Below are 17,528 nucleotides of genomic sequence, written 5' to 3'. Positions count from 1 at the left end.
CGAGGCACAGGAGAAGCGCACCGATGACGAACCCCGCCGAGAGTCTGGTCGACCTGCTCGACCTGGAGCAGATCGAGGTCAACATCTTCCGCGGCCGCAGTCCGCAGGAGTCCCTGCAGCGGGTCTTCGGCGGGCAGGTGGCCGGCCAGGCGCTGGTCGCGGCCGGCCGGACCACCGACGGCGACCGGCCCGTGCACTCGCTGCACGCGTACTTCCTGCGCCCGGGACGGCCGGGGGTGCCGATCGTGTACCAGGTCGAGCGGGTGCGGGACGGGCGCTCGTTCACCACGCGCCGGGTCACCGCGGTGCAGCAGGGCCGCACGATCTTCAATCTCACCGCCTCCTTTCACAAGCCTGAGGAAGGCCCCTTCGAGCACCAGCTGCCGCCGGCCCGTGAGGTCCCGGACCCGGAGTCCCTGCCGACGGTCACGGAGGAGATCCGGGCGCATCTGGGCACTTTGCCCGAGCAGTTGGAGCGGATGGCGCGCCGTCAGCCCTTCGACATCCGGTACGCGGACCCGCTGCGCTGGAGTACCGAGGACGTCAAGGACGCCGAGCCGCGCAGCGCGGTCTGGATGCGCGCGGTCGGGCCGCTGGGCGACGATCCGCTGGTGCACACCTGCGCGCTGACGTACGCCAGCGACATGACGCTCCTGGACGCGGTCCGCCTGCCGGTGGAGCCCCTGTGGGGGCAGCGGAACTTCGACATGGCGTCGCTGGACCACGCTATGTGGTTCCACCGGCCGTTCCGCGCGGACGAGTGGTTCCTGTACGACCAGGAGTCACCGATCGCGACCGGCGGGCGTGGCCTGGCCCGCGGCCGGATCTACGACCTGAAGGGGCAGCTGCTGGTGTCGGTCGTCCAGGAAGGACTGTTCCGGAAGCTGTAGGACGTGCGCGTCAGGAGCTTCTGCGGCGCAGGAGACCCAGCAGGCCGCGTGGCGCGCGCCGGGGGCGCTCCGGCGACTGTGGTTCGTCCCCAGGGCGTGCGGGTGCCGGGCGCGGCGCGGGCAGGTGCGCGCGGGCTTCGGCCAGTGTGCGGTCCAGGTCGGCCCGGAGCCAGGCGATCTCATCCGGCTCATCGGCCGTGACGATCTTCTCGACGAGGTGGGCGGCCGGACTGCCCGGGGCACCGTGGGCGGGTGGTCCGGGCCGGAACCGGTTCAGGTGGGAGCGTTCGTAGGGGTCTTTGACGATCTCCGCGATCTGGAGGGGGTCGAGAAACGCGGCCAGGGCTCCGGCCCGTTGCCAGGGGTCGTCGCACTGCCGTAGCAGGAAGCCCAGGTGACGTCCTCGCCAGTTCCGGGCCCTGAGATCGCGGCCTGCCGCCAGGTGAGCCCGCATCGACTCGGGGGTCCGGCCCTTGAGCAGGAAGCCGTTGTGCACGTCCGCGGTGAACTGCTCCAGCTCTTCGGCCAGATACAGCCAGACGACGGCCCGATAGCGGTTCAGGTAGAACTTCACCGGCACGACCAGTCCCAGCCGGGCGAGGCGGGTGAACCGGGAGGCCGGTACCTCCATGAGGGTGGCCGCCTCCCCCGTGCCGACGACCCGGACGTGCTCGCGCAGTTCCTCCGCCGATCCGAGCAGCCGGTCGAGCTCCGGGCGGGGCACCACCCTGCGGCCCCCTCCGCCTTCGTCGGGGACGGTGCTGATACGCCCCAGGTGTACCGCGAGGTCGAACTCGCCTCGCTTCAGGCCGAGTTCCCGTGCCGCGCGGCTCGCGGAGCACGACGGGGCCTGCTGTGGAACGACGGTGTTTCCGGACATGTTCGGTCTCCCCCGTGGAGTACGACGGCCCCGCACGGTCCGCGGTGGCCTCGGAAAAAACCGTAGCCGGAATCGCGGATCTCGTGGCGAGCCTGTGGATAACTCCACGGGAGCCGAGAAAAGAGCAGGTCAGAGGTCTTCCAGCGGGGCCCGATCGGGCTGCCGGGCGTCCACGGTGAGGTGCTCGCCGACGCGGCTGACGAGCAGCGTCATCTCGTAGGCGATCTGGCCCATGTCGGCCTGCGCGCCGCTGAGCACGCACAGACAGCTGCCGGAGCCGGCCGCGGTGACGAAGAGCAGCGCCTCATCGAACTCGATCATGGTCTGGCGTACCTGGCCCGCGCCGAAGTGGCGTCCGGATCCCTTGGCCAGGCTGTGCAGTCCGGACGAGACCGCGGCGAGGTGCTCGGCGTCCTCGCGGCGCAGTCCGGTGCTCGCGCCCGCCACCAGTCCGTCGTTGGACAGGACCAGCGCATGGCGGACGTGGTCGACGCGCTCGGTCAGGTCGTCCAACAGCCAGCCCAGCCCCTGGTTCTGCGCCATGTCTCCGTCTCCCCGCGTGTCATTTTCCCCGTGAATTCCCCCGTGTCCCCTCCGCATCGCCGGAGGAAACGCCCGCCAGCCTTCCCCAGGAACGGGCGCCGGAGCAAGGAGGATTGCGGCATGGCGCAGAAGATGACCGACGACGAATGGCGGGCGTTCGTCTCGCACGGCACCCGCACGGCGAAACTGTCCACGGTCCGGGCCGACGGCAGTCCGCACGTGGCACCGGTGTGGTTCCTGCTCGACGCGGACGAGGTGGTGTTCAACACCGGCAAGGAGACGGTGAAGGGGCGGAACCTGGCGCGGGACGGCCGGATCGCCCTGTGTGTGGACGACGACCGGCCGCCGTTCGACTTCGTGGTACTGCAGGGCCGTGCCCGGATCTCGGAGGACCTCGACGAGGTCCGGTACTGGGCGGCCCGCATCGGTGCCCGGTACATGGGCGAGGAGCGTGCCGAGGAGTTCGGCGCCCGCAACGGCGTACCCGGCGAACTGCTGGTGCGGGTCGCGATCGACAAGGTGCTGGCACGGAAGTCCATCGCCGGTTGACCGGTGCCCCCTCAGCTCACCGAGTCGAGCAGCCGGGCGGTGTGCATCCGTCCGGCGTACTCGACGAGCCGGATCAGGACCTCCTTCCCCGAGGCGCGGTCCCGTGCGTCGCACAGGACGACGGGGGTTCCGCCGTCGAGGTCGAGGGCGCGCGAGACGTCCTGGGCGCCGTAGGTCCGCGCGCCGGTGAAGCAGTTGACGGCGACGACGAAGGGGATGTGCCGGTGCTCGAAGTAGTCGACGGCGGGGAAACAGTCCTCGAGGCGTCGGGTGTCGGCCAGGACGACCGCACCCAGCGCCCCTTGGGACAACTCGTCCCACAGGAACCAGAAGCGGTCCTGGCCGGGCGTGCCGAAGAGGTACAGGGACAGGCCGGAGCGGATGGTGATCCGGCCGAAGTCCATGGCGACGGTCGTGGTGACCTTCTGGTCCACTCCGTCGGTGTCGTCCACCCACTGGCCCGCTTCGCTCAGCAGTTCCTCGGTACGCAGCGGCTTGATCTCGCTGACCGCGCCCACCAGGGTGGTCTTGCCGACGCCGAACCCGCCGGCGACCAGAATCTTCAACGCCAGGGGGGCCGTATCGCCACCTGTGGCATCGGAGTGCTCGGAGACCATGGATCACTTCTCTCGGGAGAGGACGGCTGCGGTGCAGGTGTGCGAAGTCAGCATCATGACAACTGGGGCCCCTTTCCGAGGGGTTCGACCGAATCTGCCCGATCTGACCGCGCTCTGCGCGTTCGCGGTCCGAAGGTGTGCGCGAGCCTGTGCCAGGCGGGTGCGTTATGCGTCCGGGTCGGCCCGGGTGTTCGTACGGCAGGGGTCGCGGCCCCTCGGTCTACAGCGCCCGTAGCCCCTCGATCACCTCGCGGAGAATGCGTTCGTCGGGCAGGTGCGCGGGCGGGACCGGCCGACTGACGGTGACGCGGCCGAGTTCCAGGAGGTCGCCGAGGAGGACCCGGACCACCCCCACGGGCAGGTCCGCGCCGGCCGCGAGTTCGGCCACCGACTGCGTCTCCGTGCGGCACAGGTCGATGAGCGCCCGGTGCTCGGGCCCGAGTGCGGGGCCGTCCGCGTCGGGCTCGCCCGGGGCCAGGGTGACCAGGGCGATCAGATCGAAGCGCACTCCGGTGGGGCCGGGTTTGGTGCGTCCGCCCGTCATGGCGTACGGGCGCACCAGGGGTCCGGCCTCGTTGTCGTACCACTGGCTGCCCAGCTCGTGCGGGGCGCCGGACATGTCCTCGGTCATCTCGGCCGGTCGCTCTCTCGTCTCATCCGGCGGCGGGCGGCCGCGCGCCGAGGCGCGGTCCGGTGAAGAGGTGCTCGCCGACCCGTTTGACCAGCCGCGCCATCTCGTAGGCGACCAGGCCGATGTCGGCGGTCACGGCGGTGAGGAGGGCGAGGCAGGAGCCGTCTCCGGCGGCGGCCACGAACAGGAAGCCGTCGTCCATCTCCACCATGGTCTGCCGGACGCCGCCGGCCCCGAAGTGGCGGCCGGCGCCCTTGGCGAGGCTGTGGAAGCCGGAGGCGACGGCCGCGAGGTGTTCGGCGTCCTCGCGGCTGAGGCCGGTGGAGGCACCGACGGCGAGGCCGTCGTTGGACAGCACCACGGCGTGCCGTACCTCGCTGACGCGCATCACCAAATCGTCCAGCAGCCAGTCGAGTTCGCCGGACCGCTGGGCCGGCCTCGTGCTCGGGTCCTGGATCATGCGGTGTCTCCTTCGCTGCTGTCGCTGCCCGGGGCGGGAACCGGGGTGGCACCCCGGCCGGGTTCCCTGCCGCCGCCGCGTGCCCAGCCGGCCCGGTAGGCGGCCATCCGGTCGCGTACGAGTTCGGGGGTGCGCCCGTCGTCGCGCGGGCCGGTCTCCCGAGGCGGTTCCTCGGTGGGCGTCCTGCGCAGTTGGGGGGCGAGGTGCGCCTGCCGGACCCGGCGCGGGAGGTCGTCCGTTCCGTCGGAGTCGTCCGGGGGGCGGTGCAGACGCAAGGCGGTGACTCCGGGGGACGGGGGGTCGGCGGCGGCCGGTTCGGCGGCGGCGACCAGGGCGGGCCGGTCGGCGGGCGCGGGAACGGCCTCCGGTTCGGGCCTCGGCCGGTCGGGGGCGGGTACGCGCGCGTACTCGCGTTCCGTGGACTGCTCGGCTTCCACCGCCTCCCGCGCCTCCCGGGTGGAACGTTCCGGCTTCCCGCCGTGCAGCAGGGCGGTCGGCAGGAGGACGACCGCGGTGGTGCCGCCGTAGGGCGAGGTCCGCAGATGCACCTTGACGCCGTGGCGGGCGGAGAGCCGGCTGACGACGAACAGACCGAGCCGGTCGCTGTCGAACAGGTCGAGCGCCTCGGACTGCGCGATGCGCCGGTTGGCCTCCGCGAGGGTCTCCTTGCCCATGCCGAGCCCGCGGTCCTCGACCTCGACGGCGTAACCGTTGCCGACGGGCTCGCCCGTGACGCGCACGCGTGTGTGCGGCGGTGAGAACTGGGCCGCGTTCTCGACGAGTTCGGCGAGCAGATGGGTGAGGTCGGCGACGGCGGCGCCGACGACGGAGGCCTCGGGCAGCTGCCGTACCTCCACGCGCGCGTAGTCCTCGACCTCGGAGACCGCGGCGCGGACCACGTTGGTCAGGGACACCGGCATGCGCCAGGCCCGGCCGGGGGCCGCTCCGGAGAGGATGATCAGGCTCTCGGCGTGGCGCCGCATGCGGGTGGTGAGATGGTCGAGCCGGAAGAGGTCGCTCAGCTCGTCGGGGTCGTCGGAGCGGCGCTCCATGCTGTCCAGCAGACTCAGCTGGCGGTGGACGAGGACCTGGCTGCGGCGGGCGAGGTTGACGAACACCCCGGAGATGCCGCTGGCGAGTTCGGCGCGCTCGACCGCCGCCCGCAGGGCGGCCCGGTGCACGGTCGTGAGGGCCTCGGCGACCTGGCCGGTCTCGTCCTCGGCGGCCGGTCCGGGCGGCGCCTCGGCGCGGATGTCGATCTCGTCCCCGGTGCGGAGTCTGCGCATGGCCTCGGGGAGTTTGCGCCGCGCGATCTCCAGGGCGCTGTTGCGCAGGGTGACGAGTTCGACGACGAGCCCGCGGCCGATGCGGACGGAGATCACGAGTGACGCGACGACGGCGGCGAGGCCGAAGAGGACCGCGGCGCCTGCCGGGGTGAGCGCCCCGCGGGTGAACGGGTCGGCGCGGTCCGCGACATCGCGTCCGGCGGCCGCCTCGATGCCGCGCATGCCGTCCCGCACACGCGCGTGAGCCTTGGTCCAGGTGGCCTCCGAAGCGGCCGAAAGCGCTTTCGCGCCCGATCCGCCCGCCAGTGCGCGGTCCTCGGTGGCGGCCAGGGCGGTGTAGGCGCTGCCCGCGGCGAGGCGCTGCCAGGCGGTGCGTTCGGGTCCGCGCAGGTCGGCGACGGCCGACTCGGTCACGGTACGGCGGGTGGCGACGGCGCCGGTGAACAGCCGCAGTCGTGCGCCGTCCAGGCGGCCGGTCAGGCGTGCGCTCGCGAGGACGGCGTCCTCCTGGGCCAGCGCCTCGCCCGCGCGGGAGAATTCGAGCAGCACGCGCGCGTCGGAGCCGAGTTCGGCGTCCTGGATGCCGGAGAGCGCGCCGTCGACCTGGAAGGCCGCCGAGAGGGTGGTGGTGTACCGGTCGTAGGCCTCCTGCCAGTCGGCGCCGCCGTCGAGCAGGGCCGTCCGCAGCGAGCTCAAGGCCTCGGCTCCGGAGACGAAGGTCTCGAGCCGCTGGGCGACTCCGGCGGGCAGGTCCTGGCCGTCGGCGACGGTGCTGTGGTCGCCGAGGCGGAGCCGGGCCACGGCCGCGTCCGTGCGCGCCGCGAGCCTCCTGAGGTCGTCGCCCTGCCCGGCGGCCGGTTCGGTCGCGTACCGTACGGCGGCTGCCCGCTCGTTCTGCAGGGCGGCCACCGCCGCCGCGACGGGTGTACGGACCTGGGCGTCCACGCGCTGCAACTGGCGCAGCCGGGAGATGTCCTGGGCGGTGCTGACGGTGGCGTACGCCCACAGGGCCAGCAGGGAGACGACCGGCACCATCAGCAGGCAGACGATCTTGGCCCGTACGGTGCGCGGCCGGAGGTGCCGTCGTCCCGCGCGCGTGGGTGTCGCGTCGGCGGACGCGCCCGGCTGCTCGTCCGGGCCCTCGTCGGCGGGCGGCCCGGCGTGGGCGCGCCGCCCGCGCACCGGGGGTGGCGCCTCGGCGCCGGCCGTGGGGGTCCTACGGGGTGTACGCATGGCCTCCTCGCTCGGAAGAAGTTCGGGGGGCGTTCCCTCCGGAATGGCTCGGGACGTGCCGTCCGGAACGGTTCGACGGGGTGTGCTGTTCGGAACGAACGGTTCGGGGCGTGCGGGCCGGCCGGTCACACGGTCCGGGCCGGCCCGCGGACGGCACCGCTCTCCACCGGCTGCTGGGCCGAGGCGGACGCCTCGCGCTCCCCCGTGGTGGGCGACAGAGCGACGAAGGCCGAGGTCAGGAAGAGATAGGACCCGAGGCCGACGGCGAGGGGGAAGATGAACTGCATCGCCGTGGCCCCGGGCAGCATCGCTCCGGACGGGGTGACGTGCACGCTCACGGCGAACATGCCGGTGTAGTGCATGCTGCTGACCGCCGCGCCCATCACGAGCGAGGCGACGGTGACCGCGATCGGCGACTTGATGTTGAGCGCGGCCCACAGGGCGGCGGTCGCGGCGACGACGGCGATCAGGACGGAGATTCCGACGAGTGTCGGATCGTAGGAGACGCCGCCGTGCAGACGGACCGCGGCCATGCCCAGGTAGTGCATGCTCGCCACGCCGACGCCGGTGGTGAGCCCGCCGATCAGCAACGCGCGCGTGCGGTCACGGCTGTAGCCGACGGCGAAGACACCGGCACAGACGACGACCATGGCGACGAGGAGGCTGAGCACGGTCAGCGGAACGTCGTAGCGGATGTCGGTGCCGCTGACGGCGAAGCCGAGCATGGCCACGAAGTGCATGGTCCAGATGCCCGTGCCGATCGCGGAGGCGGCGGTGATCAGCCAGTTGCGGCGTGAGCGCCCGGTGGCGCCGAGGGCGCGCACGGTGCAGCGCAGCCCGAGGGCGGCGCCTATGCAGGCCATCACGTACGACAGTACGGGGGTCAGCCAGCCGAAGGCGGCGTGGTCCAGGTGTCCCATGGCCAGGGGACGCTAGTGGGGGCACGGGTGCACAAAGGGGGCGCATTTCGAAAGGTGATGGAATGTGATGCATAAGTGCGCCGGACCGATCGCCACACGCTCGAACATGCACACAACGACGTCCTCCGTGACGGTGAGGGATCATGCGGACCATGAGCGACGACCACACACATGTCCAGGAGTTCTTCACGGCCAGGGCGGCGGACTGGGACACCCGTTTCCCCGACGACGGCCCCGTCTACGCTGCGGCCGTCGCCGAGCTCGGCCTGCGGGAGGGGAGCCGCGTGCTGGACGCGGGCTGCGGCACCGGACGGGCCCTGACGCCGCTGCGTGCGGCCGTGGGGCCCTCGGGAGTGGTCGTCGGGGCCGATCTGACCTTGGCCATGCTCCAGGCCGCCGTACGGGCCGGACGCGACCGCGCGGGGCGGCTGCTGCTCGCCGACGTCGCCGCGCTGCCGTTGCGGGACGAGTCGCTCGACGCGGTGTTCGCGGCGGGGCTCATCGCCCATCTCCCCCACCCGGCGGAGAACCTGCGGGAGCTGGCCCGGGTGGTGCGCCCCGGTGGCCTCCTCGCACTGTTCCATCCGATCGGACGGGCCGCCCTCGCCGCCCGGCAGGGACGGCGGATCACGCCGGAGGACCTGCGCGCGGAGCCGAACCTGCGTCCCCTGCTGGCCGGTTCCGGCTGGCGCATGACGTCGTACGTCGACGAGGACGCCCGTTTCCTGGCCCTGGCCGTCCGGGAGGGCTGACGGCTCACGCGGTCGCGGCGACCGCCCCGACGAACGCGTCCGCGTCGTCGAACATGATGTTGTGTCCGGCGCCCGGCACCGTCACGACGCGGACGCCCGCCCCCTCCAGGGCGTCCGCCCCGTCGAGTACGCCGCTGAGTTCGCCCTGGAGGTAGACGCGGTCGACGGTGCGGAGTCCGGCCAGGAGCTCGCGCATGACCGGCTCGGAGCCGCGCCTGAGCGCGACGGCGCTGCGGTGCAGGGCACGCGGGTCGGCCAGGCGCATCGTCGCGGCCCACATGGGACCCACCCGGTCGAGCACGCGCGCGTACCCGCCGTCGAGGAACTCCTCCTCCGTGAAGGAGGCGATGTCGGCGCTGCCCGCGGTGAGCGGCGGGGCGGCGTCCAGGTTGGCCTCCGTGAGCACGAGCCGTGCGACCAGGTCGGGCCGGCGGTGCGCCAGGACGATGGCCACGGAACCGCCCATGCTGTGGGCGACGAGTTCCCCTCCGGTCACCTGTGCCGCGTCCAGTACGGCCGCCAGGGCGTCGGCGTGCTCTTCGAGCGTGTACCCGAAATCCTCGGGCCGGTCACTGATGCCGTGCCCGGGCAGATCCACGAACAGGCTGCGCCGGCCGGCGAGTTCGGGCCGGGCCGCCACGTGCGCGTGGTAGACCGCCGAGACCGAGCCCAGTCCGTGCACGTACACGCGCGCGGGGTCGGCACCCGGCGTCTCCGTCCACCGGACACGGCTCCCCCTGTCGTCGAACACGGCCTGCCGCATCTCTTCTCTTCTTCCCCTTCGACGCACCCGGCTGTCACTTCCGCGGAGGACAATACATCGGTACCGATGTATTGCGTCAACGAGATATTAGGATGCGGGCATGCTGGAGCTCGCCATCCTCGGCTTCCTGTACGACACCCCGCTGCACGGCTACGAGCTGCGCAAACGTCTCACCGCGCTGACGGGGCACGTGCGCCCGGTGGCGGAGAGCACGCTCTATCCGGCGATCAAGCGCCTGGAGAAGTCGGGCTTCCTGGTGCGCGCCACGGAGCCGGGAGCCGTGGCCGCCCCTCGGCACGTGCTGAGCCTCACCGACGAGGGCGGGAGCGAACTGCGCAGGCGCCTGGCCGAACCCGGCGAACGCGACATCACCGACGAGAACCGCTGGTTCACGGTCCTCACGTTCCTGCGGCACCTGGACGACCCCGTCGCACAGGCCACCGTGCTCCGTCGCCGCCTGGCCTTCCTCCAGGAGCCGACGAGCTTCTTCTACGACGGCGACCGACCCGTGGGCGCCGAGGAACTCGACGACCCCTTCCGGCGGGGTGTGCTGACCATCGCGCGGGCCACGTCCCGCGCCGAAATCACCTGGCTGCGCGAGACCCTGGACTCACTGGGCGGCTGACGCTCCCCCGGCATGCCGTACCGGGCAGCCTCCCGGACCGGGGACCGGACAGGTGCCCAGATCGTCCAGGCGGTAACCGTTCGGATAGCCCTTGATCTCCCAGTTCTGCCGTGCGTAGTGCGGTGCGCGGCGGGGCGGGAGCAGTCGGACCGCGCGTCCACGCGCGCGTACCGCCTTGCGCACCAGTGTGCGGACGGTCGGGCTCGGCGGGGTGTAGCGGAAGGCCGTCAGGAGCGACTCGTCGAGCAGCGCGAGAGTTGCGGTGCGCAAGACTGGGGCCAGCGGCCGCGGATACCAGGAGGCCATCAGGTCGAGCGTGGCGTCCGAGACCCGGCGCGCGTGCTCGTCCCAGGCGAAGTGTGCCTTCTCGTAGGCGTCGAGACAGTTCTCGAACGCCTCGTAGGTCTCGGGGATGTCCCTGATGCCCATACGGCGGCCGAGGGTGCCGTAGTGGACGGTGGAGGCCACGATCTCGTGGTGCGACATCCGCCGCCATCCGTAGGCGTCGGTCCACCGTTTGGGCATGACGACGAAGGTGCACAGGACGTAGCGCATGTCGTCGTTGCCGATGTCGTAGCTGCGGTGCATCTGGTTGATGCGGCGCACCGCCGTCCGGCCCCGCTCGCTGTCGAAGCCGTGCTCGACGACGGCGTCGAGGAGCAGGGACGTGTCGTCGTAGCGCTTCTGGGAGCGGTCCGTGAGCTCCGCCGTCTCGGCCAGCAGCCGGCCGATGCTCGGGACCGCGTAGGTGCGGTAGAGGGCGAGTTCAAGCGCACGGGTGAAGTCCCAGGGGAATTCGTACGCCGCGGTGAGCCGGTAGATCTCGTAGGCGTCCCGGTGCGGGTCCATGCGCCGAATCTGTTCGAGCCGCTCGAATCTCTTCACCGTACGGTTTCCCTTCTGCCGCCGTGACTCCAACTCTAGGTTGGGTAAAGGGAGATGAAAGGATCAGTTCAACGAGCACCACCGTATCGGGGAAGGTCATCATCATGTTCGACAGGATCCGCAAGGCCGGTGTGAGGCTCTTCGGCCCGCGGCGCATACCGTCGCCCGCCGGCCCCGGCGGGTCGCGGCCCGCCACCGAGAAGGGCTCCGCCGCTGCGAAACGCCCGCACAATCTGTTCGAGGCGGCCGCCGTGTACGTCTCGGCCCGCGCGGAGGACGATCAGGACCGGCTCGACGAGGCGGCGGGCTGGGTGTCGCCGGAGGCGCTGTCCTTCGGGGTCAACGAACTCGCCTGCCGTGCCGTCGTCGCCCTCGCTCGGGAGCGACACGAGTCGCCCGGGACCGTGGCGCGGGCGCTCCTGGGGCTGCCGACCGTGTGACAGGTCGGTGAAGGGCGGTCGATTCGCCCCGTGAGGTCGGAAAACGGCAGCTCCGGGTAGCTCGGGTAGTCGTGACAAGCGCCTTCCCGCCGCACTAGGGTGCGCGCCGTTGGACCAACGGATGGGGAGGCTGGGATGGCCGGGACGGACGAGGACACCGTCGCCGCCGCGGACGAAGCGCTCTATGTGCTCACGGCGGCGCTGCTGACGCCGGCGAAGTTCCCGGCGGTGCTCGGGGACGACTACCCGGAGGCCTGTGCGGCGCTCGGTCTCGCGCCGCTGGTCGACGGGTACGGCCTGGTGCTGGGCCAGGACGGTCACGGCGCGCGGTGGACGGTCGTCATCGACGACGTGTCGCTGGTGGCCGTCGCCATCGCGTCGTGGGACTGCGGCATGGAGCACGAGCTGTCGCCCGACGAGCGGACAGTGGTCGCGGCACTGCCGGGGTGGCCCCTGGCCGTCGCCGTCGCGGCGCCCGGTGTGCCCGCACCGCACGATCCGGCCCCGGAGATCACGGACGGCCCCGCGCTGACCCCGCCGGACACGTCCGTGTGGGGTCCGGCCCAGCGGCGTCTGGGAGCCGACGAGATCGCGGTCCAGTGGACCCTGTGGCGGGACCAGCTGGACGACGCCGCCTTCATCACGGAGCCTGATGGGGCGGGACCCGCCGAGGGCACCGGCGGGGCGGACGGCGAGGGCGGGGCGGAGAACGACGACCGCCCCGGCGGAGACGGCGGCGCCGTCTCCGCGCACGGGACCGAGTCCGCGCAGGACTCGCCGCAGGGCCGCAGTGACATCCGGCGGGTGCTGGCCGCGGCCCGCGCCTATGTGGAAACGCCGCCGCCGCTGGGTCGCGTACGGTCGTCGTTCGCGCCGGGCGATGCGCGCACGCTGCGCGCCGACGGCCCCGGCTGGTCGCTGGTGGCCAGGACCGACGACATCGCGTTCCTCCTGCTGGACACGCGGCCCGGCGAGGTGCTCCCGGTCGGCCGGGGACCGCAACTGCCGGGACTCCTGGAGGCGCTGGACAAGATGGCGGTGCGCCCGTTCTGAGGCGGCACGAGGGCCGCGGTGAGGTGCTGCCCGGTGCCTTCACCCCCTGCCCGTCCCTCAGGGACGGACGCCCACCGCGGTCCTCTCGCTCGTTGCTCCTCGGCTCGCCCGCCGGCTCTCCCAGCGCCCTGCCTCAGCGGCCGAGCTCCTTGCGGGTGACGCGGCGCAGCCTGCGCCGCTGTGCGGGATCCAGCGTGAGGTAGGCCGCCGCCGGAACCCCCAGCACGATCAGCAGAGCCGCCCACCAGGGCAGCCAGATCAACAGCAGAATCCCGACCGCCACACCTCCTGCGGCGATCTTCGCGTTCCTCGACATGTCCGTCGCCTCCTTCGCGGCCCCTGCCGCTCTCTGTCATGAAAACGGGTCCGCGCCGCGCGCGGTTCCTGACCCGACCCTGAAACGTCCCTGAGCTCCACCCCGAGGCAGCCCTGAGAATGCGGTACCCTCGGCGGCCCCGACTCGACTGGTCAAATTTGAGGAGCACGCTCATCACTGCGCAGAGGGTTCCCGCGGAAACGGTGTCCGAGATCTCCGAACCGGCCGGGTGGCACGCTGTGTTCGTACCCGCCGTCCCGGCCCGCGAGGGTGCCGTCGCCTTCTGGCGACCCGCCGGGGACCGTCTCCCCCGCCTCAATTCCCTCGCCTCCCCGGCCTCGGCGACCGTCGAGGACCTGCCGGTCGTCCGGCCCGCCGGCGCCGGAGTGACGCTCGCCCGTGTGCATGCCGTCCTGCTGCCGGTGCGGGAGGCCCTGCCGGTGCTCGCACGCGCGCGTGTCGCTCAGGAGGGGCACCGGGCTGCTGCGTTCTGGGGCGCGGCGTCGCTGCTGGCGCTGCGGTTCCTGGCACGGGGACTGCTGCTGCCCGGCCTGTCCCCGGACGACCACGACGCGTGGCGGATCGGCCCGCTCGGCCCGGACGACGTCGAGGCCGTCCGCCGGCTGGCCGCCTCGATGCCGCCCGAGGCGCATGCCGTGCCCATGGGAACCGCCATGCCCGTGGACGGCTCCATGCCCCTCGAAACCTCCCTGCACGTCGACGCCTCCGTGCCCCTCGACGCCTCCGTGCCCCTCGACCCCGCCGTGCCCCTCGACCCCGCCGCGCCCCTTCGGCTGCCGGATCCGGAGCGGCTGCTGCGGGCCTTCCTGGACGCGGTCGCCGACACGCTGCCCCGCTCCCCCGCCGCGCCCCTCGTGACGGGCGGCCCGGCCTACGCGGCCGCCGAGCCACGGCGGGCGCCGGAGCTGCGCGCCTGGGCCGACGAGGTCGCCGCGGGTCATGACGCGGGGGTCCGGCTCTCGCTGCGGATCGAGGTGTCCGGGATCGAGCCCGCGGGGTCGGAGCCGACGCCCGACGGGTCTGCGGCACGGTTCCGGGCCGTGCCGCAGGTGCACAGCGTGAGCGATCCCGCGCTCGTCGTGGACGCCGCCGAGATCTGGGGCGAAGCCGGGGCCGTAAGCGGTCGGTTCGGTCCACGCGCGCCTAGGGACACGCTGCTAGCCCTGCGCCGCGCGGCCCGGACCTGGCCCGCGCTCACGCCACTGCTGTCGGCCGCCGTCCCGGACGCCGTCGGCCTCGCCGAGGAGGAGGTCGCGGAACTGCTCGGGGAGGGGTCGCGGGCGCTGGCGGCGGCGGGGGTCGAGGTGCACTGGCCGAGGGAACTGGCCGCCCCCCTGACCGCCCGCGCGGTGGTCGGGCCGCCGGAGGACGGCGCGGAGGGGAACGGTTTCGGCGCGGACACCCCGTCATTCCTGTCGGCGGACGCCCTGCTGTCGTTCACCTGGTGGTTCGCCTTGGGCGACCAGCAGCTCACGCGTGAGGAGCTGGACCGTCTCGCCGAGGCCGACCGGCCCCTCGTCCGTCTGCGTGACCGGTGGGTTCTGATCGACCCGCAGGAAGCGCGTCGTGCCCGCGCGCACCAGGACGGCAAGGTGTCGCCCGTCGAGGCGCTGGGCGCCGCGCTCGCGGGCTCCGCGGAGGTGGACGGCCGGTTGGTCGAGGTACGGTCCACGGGCTGGCTGGCGGGCCTGCGGGAGCGCCTGACGGCCCCCGGGGTGCAGGAGCCGATGGAGCAGCCCGCCGCGCTCGACGCCACGCTGCGCGACTATCAGCGGCGCGGCCTGGACTGGCTGGCGCGGAACACCTCGCTCGGGCTCGGCTGCTGCCTGGCCGACGACATGGGGCTGGGCAAGACCATCACGCTGATCAGCCTTCATCTGCACCGCCAGACGGACGCCTCGGCGGCCGGTCCGACCCTGGTGGTCTGCCCGACATCCCTGATGGGCAACTGGCAGCGGGAGATCGAGCGGTTCGCTCCCGGCACGCCGGTGCGCCGCTTCCACGGGCCGCGACGCGAGCTGGACGCCCTGGCGGACGGGGAGTTCGTGCTGACCACCTACGGCACCCTGCGGCTGGACCCGGACCGGCTCGGTCAGGTGCCCTGGGGCCTGGTCGTGGCGGACGAGGCGCAGCACGTGAAGAACCCGTACTCGGCGACCGCGCGGGCACTGCGCACCATCGGCACGCGCGCGCGTGTGGCGCTGACGGGCACACCGGTGGAGAACAACCTGTCGGAGCTGTGGGCGATCCTGGACTGGACGACACCGGGTCTGCTGGGCCGGCTGGGCACCTTCCGCAGGCGGTACGCGCGCGAGGTGGAGGGCGGCGGGGATCCGGCCGCGGCGGAGCGGCTGGCCCGTATCGTGGCGCCCTTCCTGCTGCGACGGCGCAAGTCGGACCCGGGGATCGCGCCGGAGCTGCCGCCCAAGACCGAGACCGACCGCCCGGTGCCGCTCAGCCCGGAGCAGACGGGCCTGTACGAGGCGGTGGTGCGCGAGACGCTGGCCGCGCTCGCCGAGGCCGACGACATGGCGCGGCGCGGGTTGATCGTGAAGCTCCTGACCGGCCTCAAACAGATCTGCAACCATCCGGCGCAGTACCTCAAGGAGGAGCGTCCGGGGACCGCGGGGCGCTCCGGGAAGCTGGAACTGCTGGACGAGCTCCTGGACACGATCCTCGCCGAGGGGGCGGGCGTCCTGGTGTTCACGCAGTACGTGCGCATGGCGCGGCTGCTGGAGCGGCATCTGGCGGCACGCGGCGTGCCGACGCAGTTCCTGCACGGCGGGACGCCCGTGGCCGAGCGGGAGGCGATGGTGCGGCGGTTCCAGGGCGGGGAGGTTCCCGTGTTCCTGCTGTCCTTGAAGGCAGCCGGCACCGGCCTCAATCTCACGCGCGCGGAGCACGTCGTGCACTACGACCGCTGGTGGAACCCGGCCGTGGAGGCGCAGGCGACCGACCGGGCGTACCGCATCGGGCAGACCCGGCCCGTGCAGGTCCACCGGCTGATCGCCGAGGGCACGATCGAGGACCGCATCGCGGACATGCTCCGCCGCAAGCAGGGCCTGGCCGACGCCGTCCTGGGGTCCGGCGAAGCGGCGTTCACGGAACTGACGGACACCGAACTGGCGGAACTGGTCGAGCTGCGCGGGGGCACGCGATGAAGGCACACGAAGACGACCAGGAGCGTACGTTCGCGGCGTTGCCTCCCGCACACGGGAAGAGCTTCGCGGGGAGCTGGTGGGGCCGGGCGTGGCTGGCCGCGCTGGAGGACGGCGCACTGGACTCGAAGGAGGTGCGGACGGGACGCAGGCTGGCGCGGGCGGGTGCCGTGGGAGCGGTGTCGGTGCGACCGGGGCGCATCACGGCCGTCGTTCAGGATCGCGGCCGTACGGCGCATCGGGCCGATGTGCTGCTCGATGAGCTCTCGGACACGGAGTGGGACCGCTTTCTGGATCTGGCGGCGGAGCGGTCGGGACATGTTGCCGCGCTCCTCGACCGCGAGATGCCGCCGCATCTGGTGGAGGACGCGGAGACGGCCGGCGTCGCTCTGCTGCCGGGGCTCGGCGAGCTGGAGGCCAGGTGCGACTGCGGCGCCTGGGACCATTGCGGTCACACCGCGGCGCTCTGCTACCAGGTGGCGCGGCTGCTCGACCAGGATCCGTTCGTCCTGCTGCTGATCAGGGGACGCGCCGAGCAGACCGTGCTGGACGATCTGCAGGCCCGTGGCGCGGCCGCTCCGCCCGTGCCGGAACCCGCGCGGCCGGAGGGGGTGGACGCTGCCGACGCGTTTGCGGCGGGGGATGTCCTGCCGTCGTTGCCCGCCCTGCCCGAGGCGCCTTCGGAGCCGGGCGTTCCGCCGTCGCTGGACACGGACGTCCCGTCGCCGCCCGGGGTGGATCCGGCGGCTCTGCGGATCCTGGCCGCCCGGACGGCTGCCGACGCTCGTCTGCGCCTCGTGGAGGCCCTGCGCGAGGGAGCGGGTTCACCGGCCTCGGCGGAGCCGTTGACGGTCGCTCAGGACGCGGTGCGGCTGGCCGCCGGGGAGGCCGACGAGGCGGGGAGCGAGGCGGTGGCCGAGCGGCTCGGTGCCGGATCGGGGCGTGGTCGGGAGCAGTTGGCGGTCGCTCAGGACGCGGTGCGGCTGGCCGCCGGGGAGGCCGACGAGGCGGGCAGCGAGGCGGTGGCCGAGCGGCTCGGGGCCGGATCGGGGCGTGGCCGGGAGCAGTTGGCGAGGGCCGTGCGGGCCTGGGGGTACGGAGGCGCGGCGGCCCTGTCGGTGCTGGAGGAGGAGTGGGCCGTGGAGGGCGAGGCGCTCGCACGCGCGCGTGCCGCGCTGGAGTCGGCCTGGGAGGAGGACGAGCGGCCGGTGCTGCGGGCGCGGGGCAACCGGTGGACGGCCGCCGGGGAGTCCGGCCAGTTGCGTCTGGGGCGGGACGGTCGCTGGTGGCCCTATCGCAAGGAGGGCGGCCGCTGGACACCGGCCGGGATCGCGGCGCGGGACCCGGCGACGGCCCTGGCCGCGACGCGGTCGGCCGCGGACGGCGGGGAAGGCGGGGAGGACACGGAGGGCGGGGAGGGCGGGGAAGCGCTTTCCCGAGCTCGGAGGGGGTGAGGCGTCGGCCCGCCGGGCGGCCGACGCCCCGCGTTCACCGGAACGTCGTGTC

The 17,528-nt window shown here is 72.9% G+C and carries 18 protein-coding genes; 8 read left to right on the top strand and 10 right to left on the bottom strand.

Translation table 11 applies throughout. From position 1 onward, the window contains the following. Positions 1-23: 23 nt before the first annotated feature. Positions 24-890: an acyl-CoA thioesterase II gene (locus ABZ464_RS30385; protein ID WP_359281885.1), complete on the top strand. Its 867-nt coding sequence runs from the start codon at positions 24-26 to the stop codon at positions 888-890. A 10-nt stretch (positions 891-900) separates the two neighbouring features. Here ABZ464_RS30385 and ABZ464_RS30380 read toward each other — a convergent pair whose 3' ends face one another. After that, entirely contained in the window at positions 901-1,770 is an 870-nt protein-coding gene (locus ABZ464_RS30380; RefSeq protein ID WP_359281884.1) for a DUF6397 family protein, read from the bottom strand. 129 nt (positions 1,771-1,899) lie between these two features. Next, a complete protein-coding gene (locus ABZ464_RS30375; RefSeq protein WP_359281882.1) occupies positions 1,900-2,313 on the bottom strand; it encodes a roadblock/LC7 domain-containing protein in 414 nt (137 codons plus the stop codon). A gap of 120 nt (positions 2,314-2,433) precedes the next feature. Here ABZ464_RS30375 and ABZ464_RS30370 point away from each other — a divergent pair, with 120 nt between their 5' ends. Then, the gene (locus ABZ464_RS30370; RefSeq protein ID WP_359281880.1) at positions 2,434-2,862 is read left to right on the top strand and encodes a PPOX class F420-dependent oxidoreductase; all 429 of its coding nucleotides are present in this window, start codon (positions 2,434-2,436) and stop codon (positions 2,860-2,862) included. Positions 2,863-2,873: 11 nt separating this feature from the next. On the opposite strand, the gene ABZ464_RS30365 is transcribed toward ABZ464_RS30370, so the two are convergent. From ABZ464_RS30365 to ABZ464_RS30345, 5 genes are all read right to left on the bottom strand, one after another. Beyond that, positions 2,874-3,479 carry an ATP/GTP-binding protein gene (locus ABZ464_RS30365; RefSeq protein ID WP_359281878.1) on the bottom strand — a complete coding sequence of 202 codons (606 nt, stop codon included), beginning with the start codon at positions 3,477-3,479 and terminating at the stop codon, positions 2,874-2,876. Between the two features lie 220 nt (positions 3,480-3,699). Beyond that, positions 3,700-4,110, bottom strand: a complete 411-nt coding sequence (locus tag ABZ464_RS30360) for a DUF742 domain-containing protein (protein ID WP_359281876.1) — start codon at positions 4,108-4,110, stop codon at positions 3,700-3,702. A 22-nt stretch (positions 4,111-4,132) separates the two neighbouring features. Continuing rightward, entirely contained in the window at positions 4,133-4,570 is a 438-nt protein-coding gene (locus ABZ464_RS30355; protein WP_359281874.1) for a roadblock/LC7 domain-containing protein, read from the bottom strand. Continuing rightward, on the bottom strand, positions 4,567-7,089 hold the full coding sequence (locus ABZ464_RS30350; protein WP_359281872.1) for a nitrate- and nitrite sensing domain-containing protein: 2,523 nt from the start codon (positions 7,087-7,089) through the stop codon (positions 4,567-4,569). The genes ABZ464_RS30355 and ABZ464_RS30350 overlap by 4 nt, the downstream gene beginning before the upstream one ends. Positions 7,090-7,214: 125 nt before the next feature. Next, entirely contained in the window at positions 7,215-8,009 is a 795-nt protein-coding gene (locus ABZ464_RS30345) for an MHYT domain-containing protein (RefSeq protein WP_359281869.1), read from the bottom strand. 152 nt (positions 8,010-8,161) lie between these two features. On the opposite strand from ABZ464_RS30345, the gene ABZ464_RS30340 reads away from it, so the two are divergent. After that, a complete protein-coding gene (locus ABZ464_RS30340) occupies positions 8,162-8,761 on the top strand; it encodes a class I SAM-dependent methyltransferase (protein ID WP_359281867.1) in 600 nt (199 codons plus the stop codon). A gap of 4 nt (positions 8,762-8,765) precedes the next feature. On the opposite strand, the gene ABZ464_RS30335 is transcribed toward ABZ464_RS30340, so the two are convergent. Continuing rightward, on the bottom strand, positions 8,766-9,524 hold the full coding sequence (locus tag ABZ464_RS30335; protein WP_359281864.1) for an alpha/beta hydrolase: 759 nt from the start codon (positions 9,522-9,524) through the stop codon (positions 8,766-8,768). 100 nt (positions 9,525-9,624) lie between these two features. Between ABZ464_RS30335 and ABZ464_RS30330 the strand changes: the two genes are divergently transcribed. Then, positions 9,625-10,149: a PadR family transcriptional regulator gene (locus tag ABZ464_RS30330; RefSeq protein WP_359281862.1), complete on the top strand. Its 525-nt coding sequence runs from the start codon at positions 9,625-9,627 to the stop codon at positions 10,147-10,149. Here ABZ464_RS30330 and ABZ464_RS30325 read toward each other — a convergent pair. Beyond that, complete coding sequence (locus ABZ464_RS30325) at positions 10,135-11,034, bottom strand: oxygenase MpaB family protein (protein WP_359281860.1); 900 nt, start codon at positions 11,032-11,034, stop codon at positions 10,135-10,137. The genes ABZ464_RS30330 and ABZ464_RS30325 overlap by 15 nt on opposite strands. A 104-nt stretch (positions 11,035-11,138) precedes the next feature. Here ABZ464_RS30325 and ABZ464_RS30320 point away from each other — a divergent pair, with 104 nt between their 5' ends. Both ABZ464_RS30320 and ABZ464_RS30315 read left to right on the top strand, forming a co-directional pair. Continuing rightward, the gene (locus ABZ464_RS30320) at positions 11,139-11,474 is read left to right on the top strand and encodes a hypothetical protein (protein WP_359281858.1); all 336 of its coding nucleotides are present in this window, start codon (positions 11,139-11,141) and stop codon (positions 11,472-11,474) included. Between the two features lie 135 nt (positions 11,475-11,609). Next, entirely contained in the window at positions 11,610-12,527 is a 918-nt protein-coding gene (locus ABZ464_RS30315) for a hypothetical protein (RefSeq protein ID WP_359281856.1), read from the top strand. A 133-nt stretch (positions 12,528-12,660) separates the two neighbouring features. Here ABZ464_RS30315 and ABZ464_RS30310 read toward each other — a convergent pair whose 3' ends face one another. After that, positions 12,661-12,843 carry a hypothetical protein gene (locus ABZ464_RS30310; protein ID WP_358996930.1) on the bottom strand — a complete coding sequence of 61 codons (183 nt, stop codon included), beginning with the start codon at positions 12,841-12,843 and terminating at the stop codon, positions 12,661-12,663. Between the two features lie 239 nt (positions 12,844-13,082). Here ABZ464_RS30310 and ABZ464_RS30305 point away from each other — a divergent pair, with 239 nt between their 5' ends. Then, a complete protein-coding gene (locus ABZ464_RS30305) occupies positions 13,083-16,025 on the top strand; it encodes a DEAD/DEAH box helicase (RefSeq protein ID WP_359281854.1) in 2,943 nt (980 codons plus the stop codon). After that, on the top strand, positions 16,022-17,476 hold the full coding sequence (locus tag ABZ464_RS30300; RefSeq protein ID WP_359281851.1) for an SWF or SNF family helicase: 1,455 nt from the start codon (positions 16,022-16,024) through the stop codon (positions 17,474-17,476). The genes ABZ464_RS30305 and ABZ464_RS30300 overlap by 4 nt, the downstream gene beginning before the upstream one ends. The last annotated feature ends 52 nt before the right edge of the window (positions 17,477-17,528 follow it).

The organism is Streptomyces sp. NPDC005820 (assembly GCF_040630255.1).
GTDB lineage: Bacteria > Actinomycetota > Actinomycetes > Streptomycetales > Streptomycetaceae > Streptomyces.
This window is presented reverse-complemented; position numbering and strand designations above follow the sequence as displayed.

Bases quoted from the DNA above. Each gene is read 5' to 3' on its own strand.
- ABZ464_RS30385 (WP_359281885.1), top strand. From the start codon at position 24: ATGACGAACCCCGCCGAGAGTCTGGTCGACCTGCTCGACCTGGAGCAG.
- ABZ464_RS30380 (WP_359281884.1), bottom strand. From the start codon at position 1,770: ATGTCCGGAAACACCGTCGTTCCACAGCAGGCCCCGTCGTGCTCCGCG.
- ABZ464_RS30375 (WP_359281882.1), bottom strand. From the start codon at position 2,313: ATGGCGCAGAACCAGGGGCTGGGCTGGCTGTTGGACGACCTGACCGAG.
- ABZ464_RS30370 (WP_359281880.1), top strand. From the start codon at position 2,434: ATGGCGCAGAAGATGACCGACGACGAATGGCGGGCGTTCGTCTCGCAC.
- ABZ464_RS30365 (WP_359281878.1), bottom strand. From the start codon at position 3,479: ATGGTCTCCGAGCACTCCGATGCCACAGGTGGCGATACGGCCCCCCTG.
- ABZ464_RS30360 (WP_359281876.1), bottom strand. From the start codon at position 4,110: ATGACCGAGGACATGTCCGGCGCCCCGCACGAGCTGGGCAGCCAGTGG.
- ABZ464_RS30355 (WP_359281874.1), bottom strand. From the start codon at position 4,570: ATGATCCAGGACCCGAGCACGAGGCCGGCCCAGCGGTCCGGCGAACTC.
- ABZ464_RS30350 (WP_359281872.1), bottom strand. From the start codon at position 7,089: ATGCGTACACCCCGTAGGACCCCCACGGCCGGCGCCGAGGCGCCACCC.
- ABZ464_RS30345 (WP_359281869.1), bottom strand. From the start codon at position 8,009: ATGGGACACCTGGACCACGCCGCCTTCGGCTGGCTGACCCCCGTACTG.
- ABZ464_RS30340 (WP_359281867.1), top strand. From the start codon at position 8,162: ATGAGCGACGACCACACACATGTCCAGGAGTTCTTCACGGCCAGGGCG.
- ABZ464_RS30335 (WP_359281864.1), bottom strand. From the start codon at position 9,524: ATGCGGCAGGCCGTGTTCGACGACAGGGGGAGCCGTGTCCGGTGGACG.
- ABZ464_RS30330 (WP_359281862.1), top strand. From the start codon at position 9,625: ATGCTGGAGCTCGCCATCCTCGGCTTCCTGTACGACACCCCGCTGCAC.
- ABZ464_RS30320 (WP_359281858.1), top strand. From the start codon at position 11,139: ATGTTCGACAGGATCCGCAAGGCCGGTGTGAGGCTCTTCGGCCCGCGG.
- ABZ464_RS30315 (WP_359281856.1), top strand. From the start codon at position 11,610: ATGGCCGGGACGGACGAGGACACCGTCGCCGCCGCGGACGAAGCGCTC.
- ABZ464_RS30310 (WP_358996930.1), bottom strand. From the start codon at position 12,843: ATGTCGAGGAACGCGAAGATCGCCGCAGGAGGTGTGGCGGTCGGGATT.
- ABZ464_RS30300 (WP_359281851.1), top strand. From the start codon at position 16,022: ATGAAGGCACACGAAGACGACCAGGAGCGTACGTTCGCGGCGTTGCCT.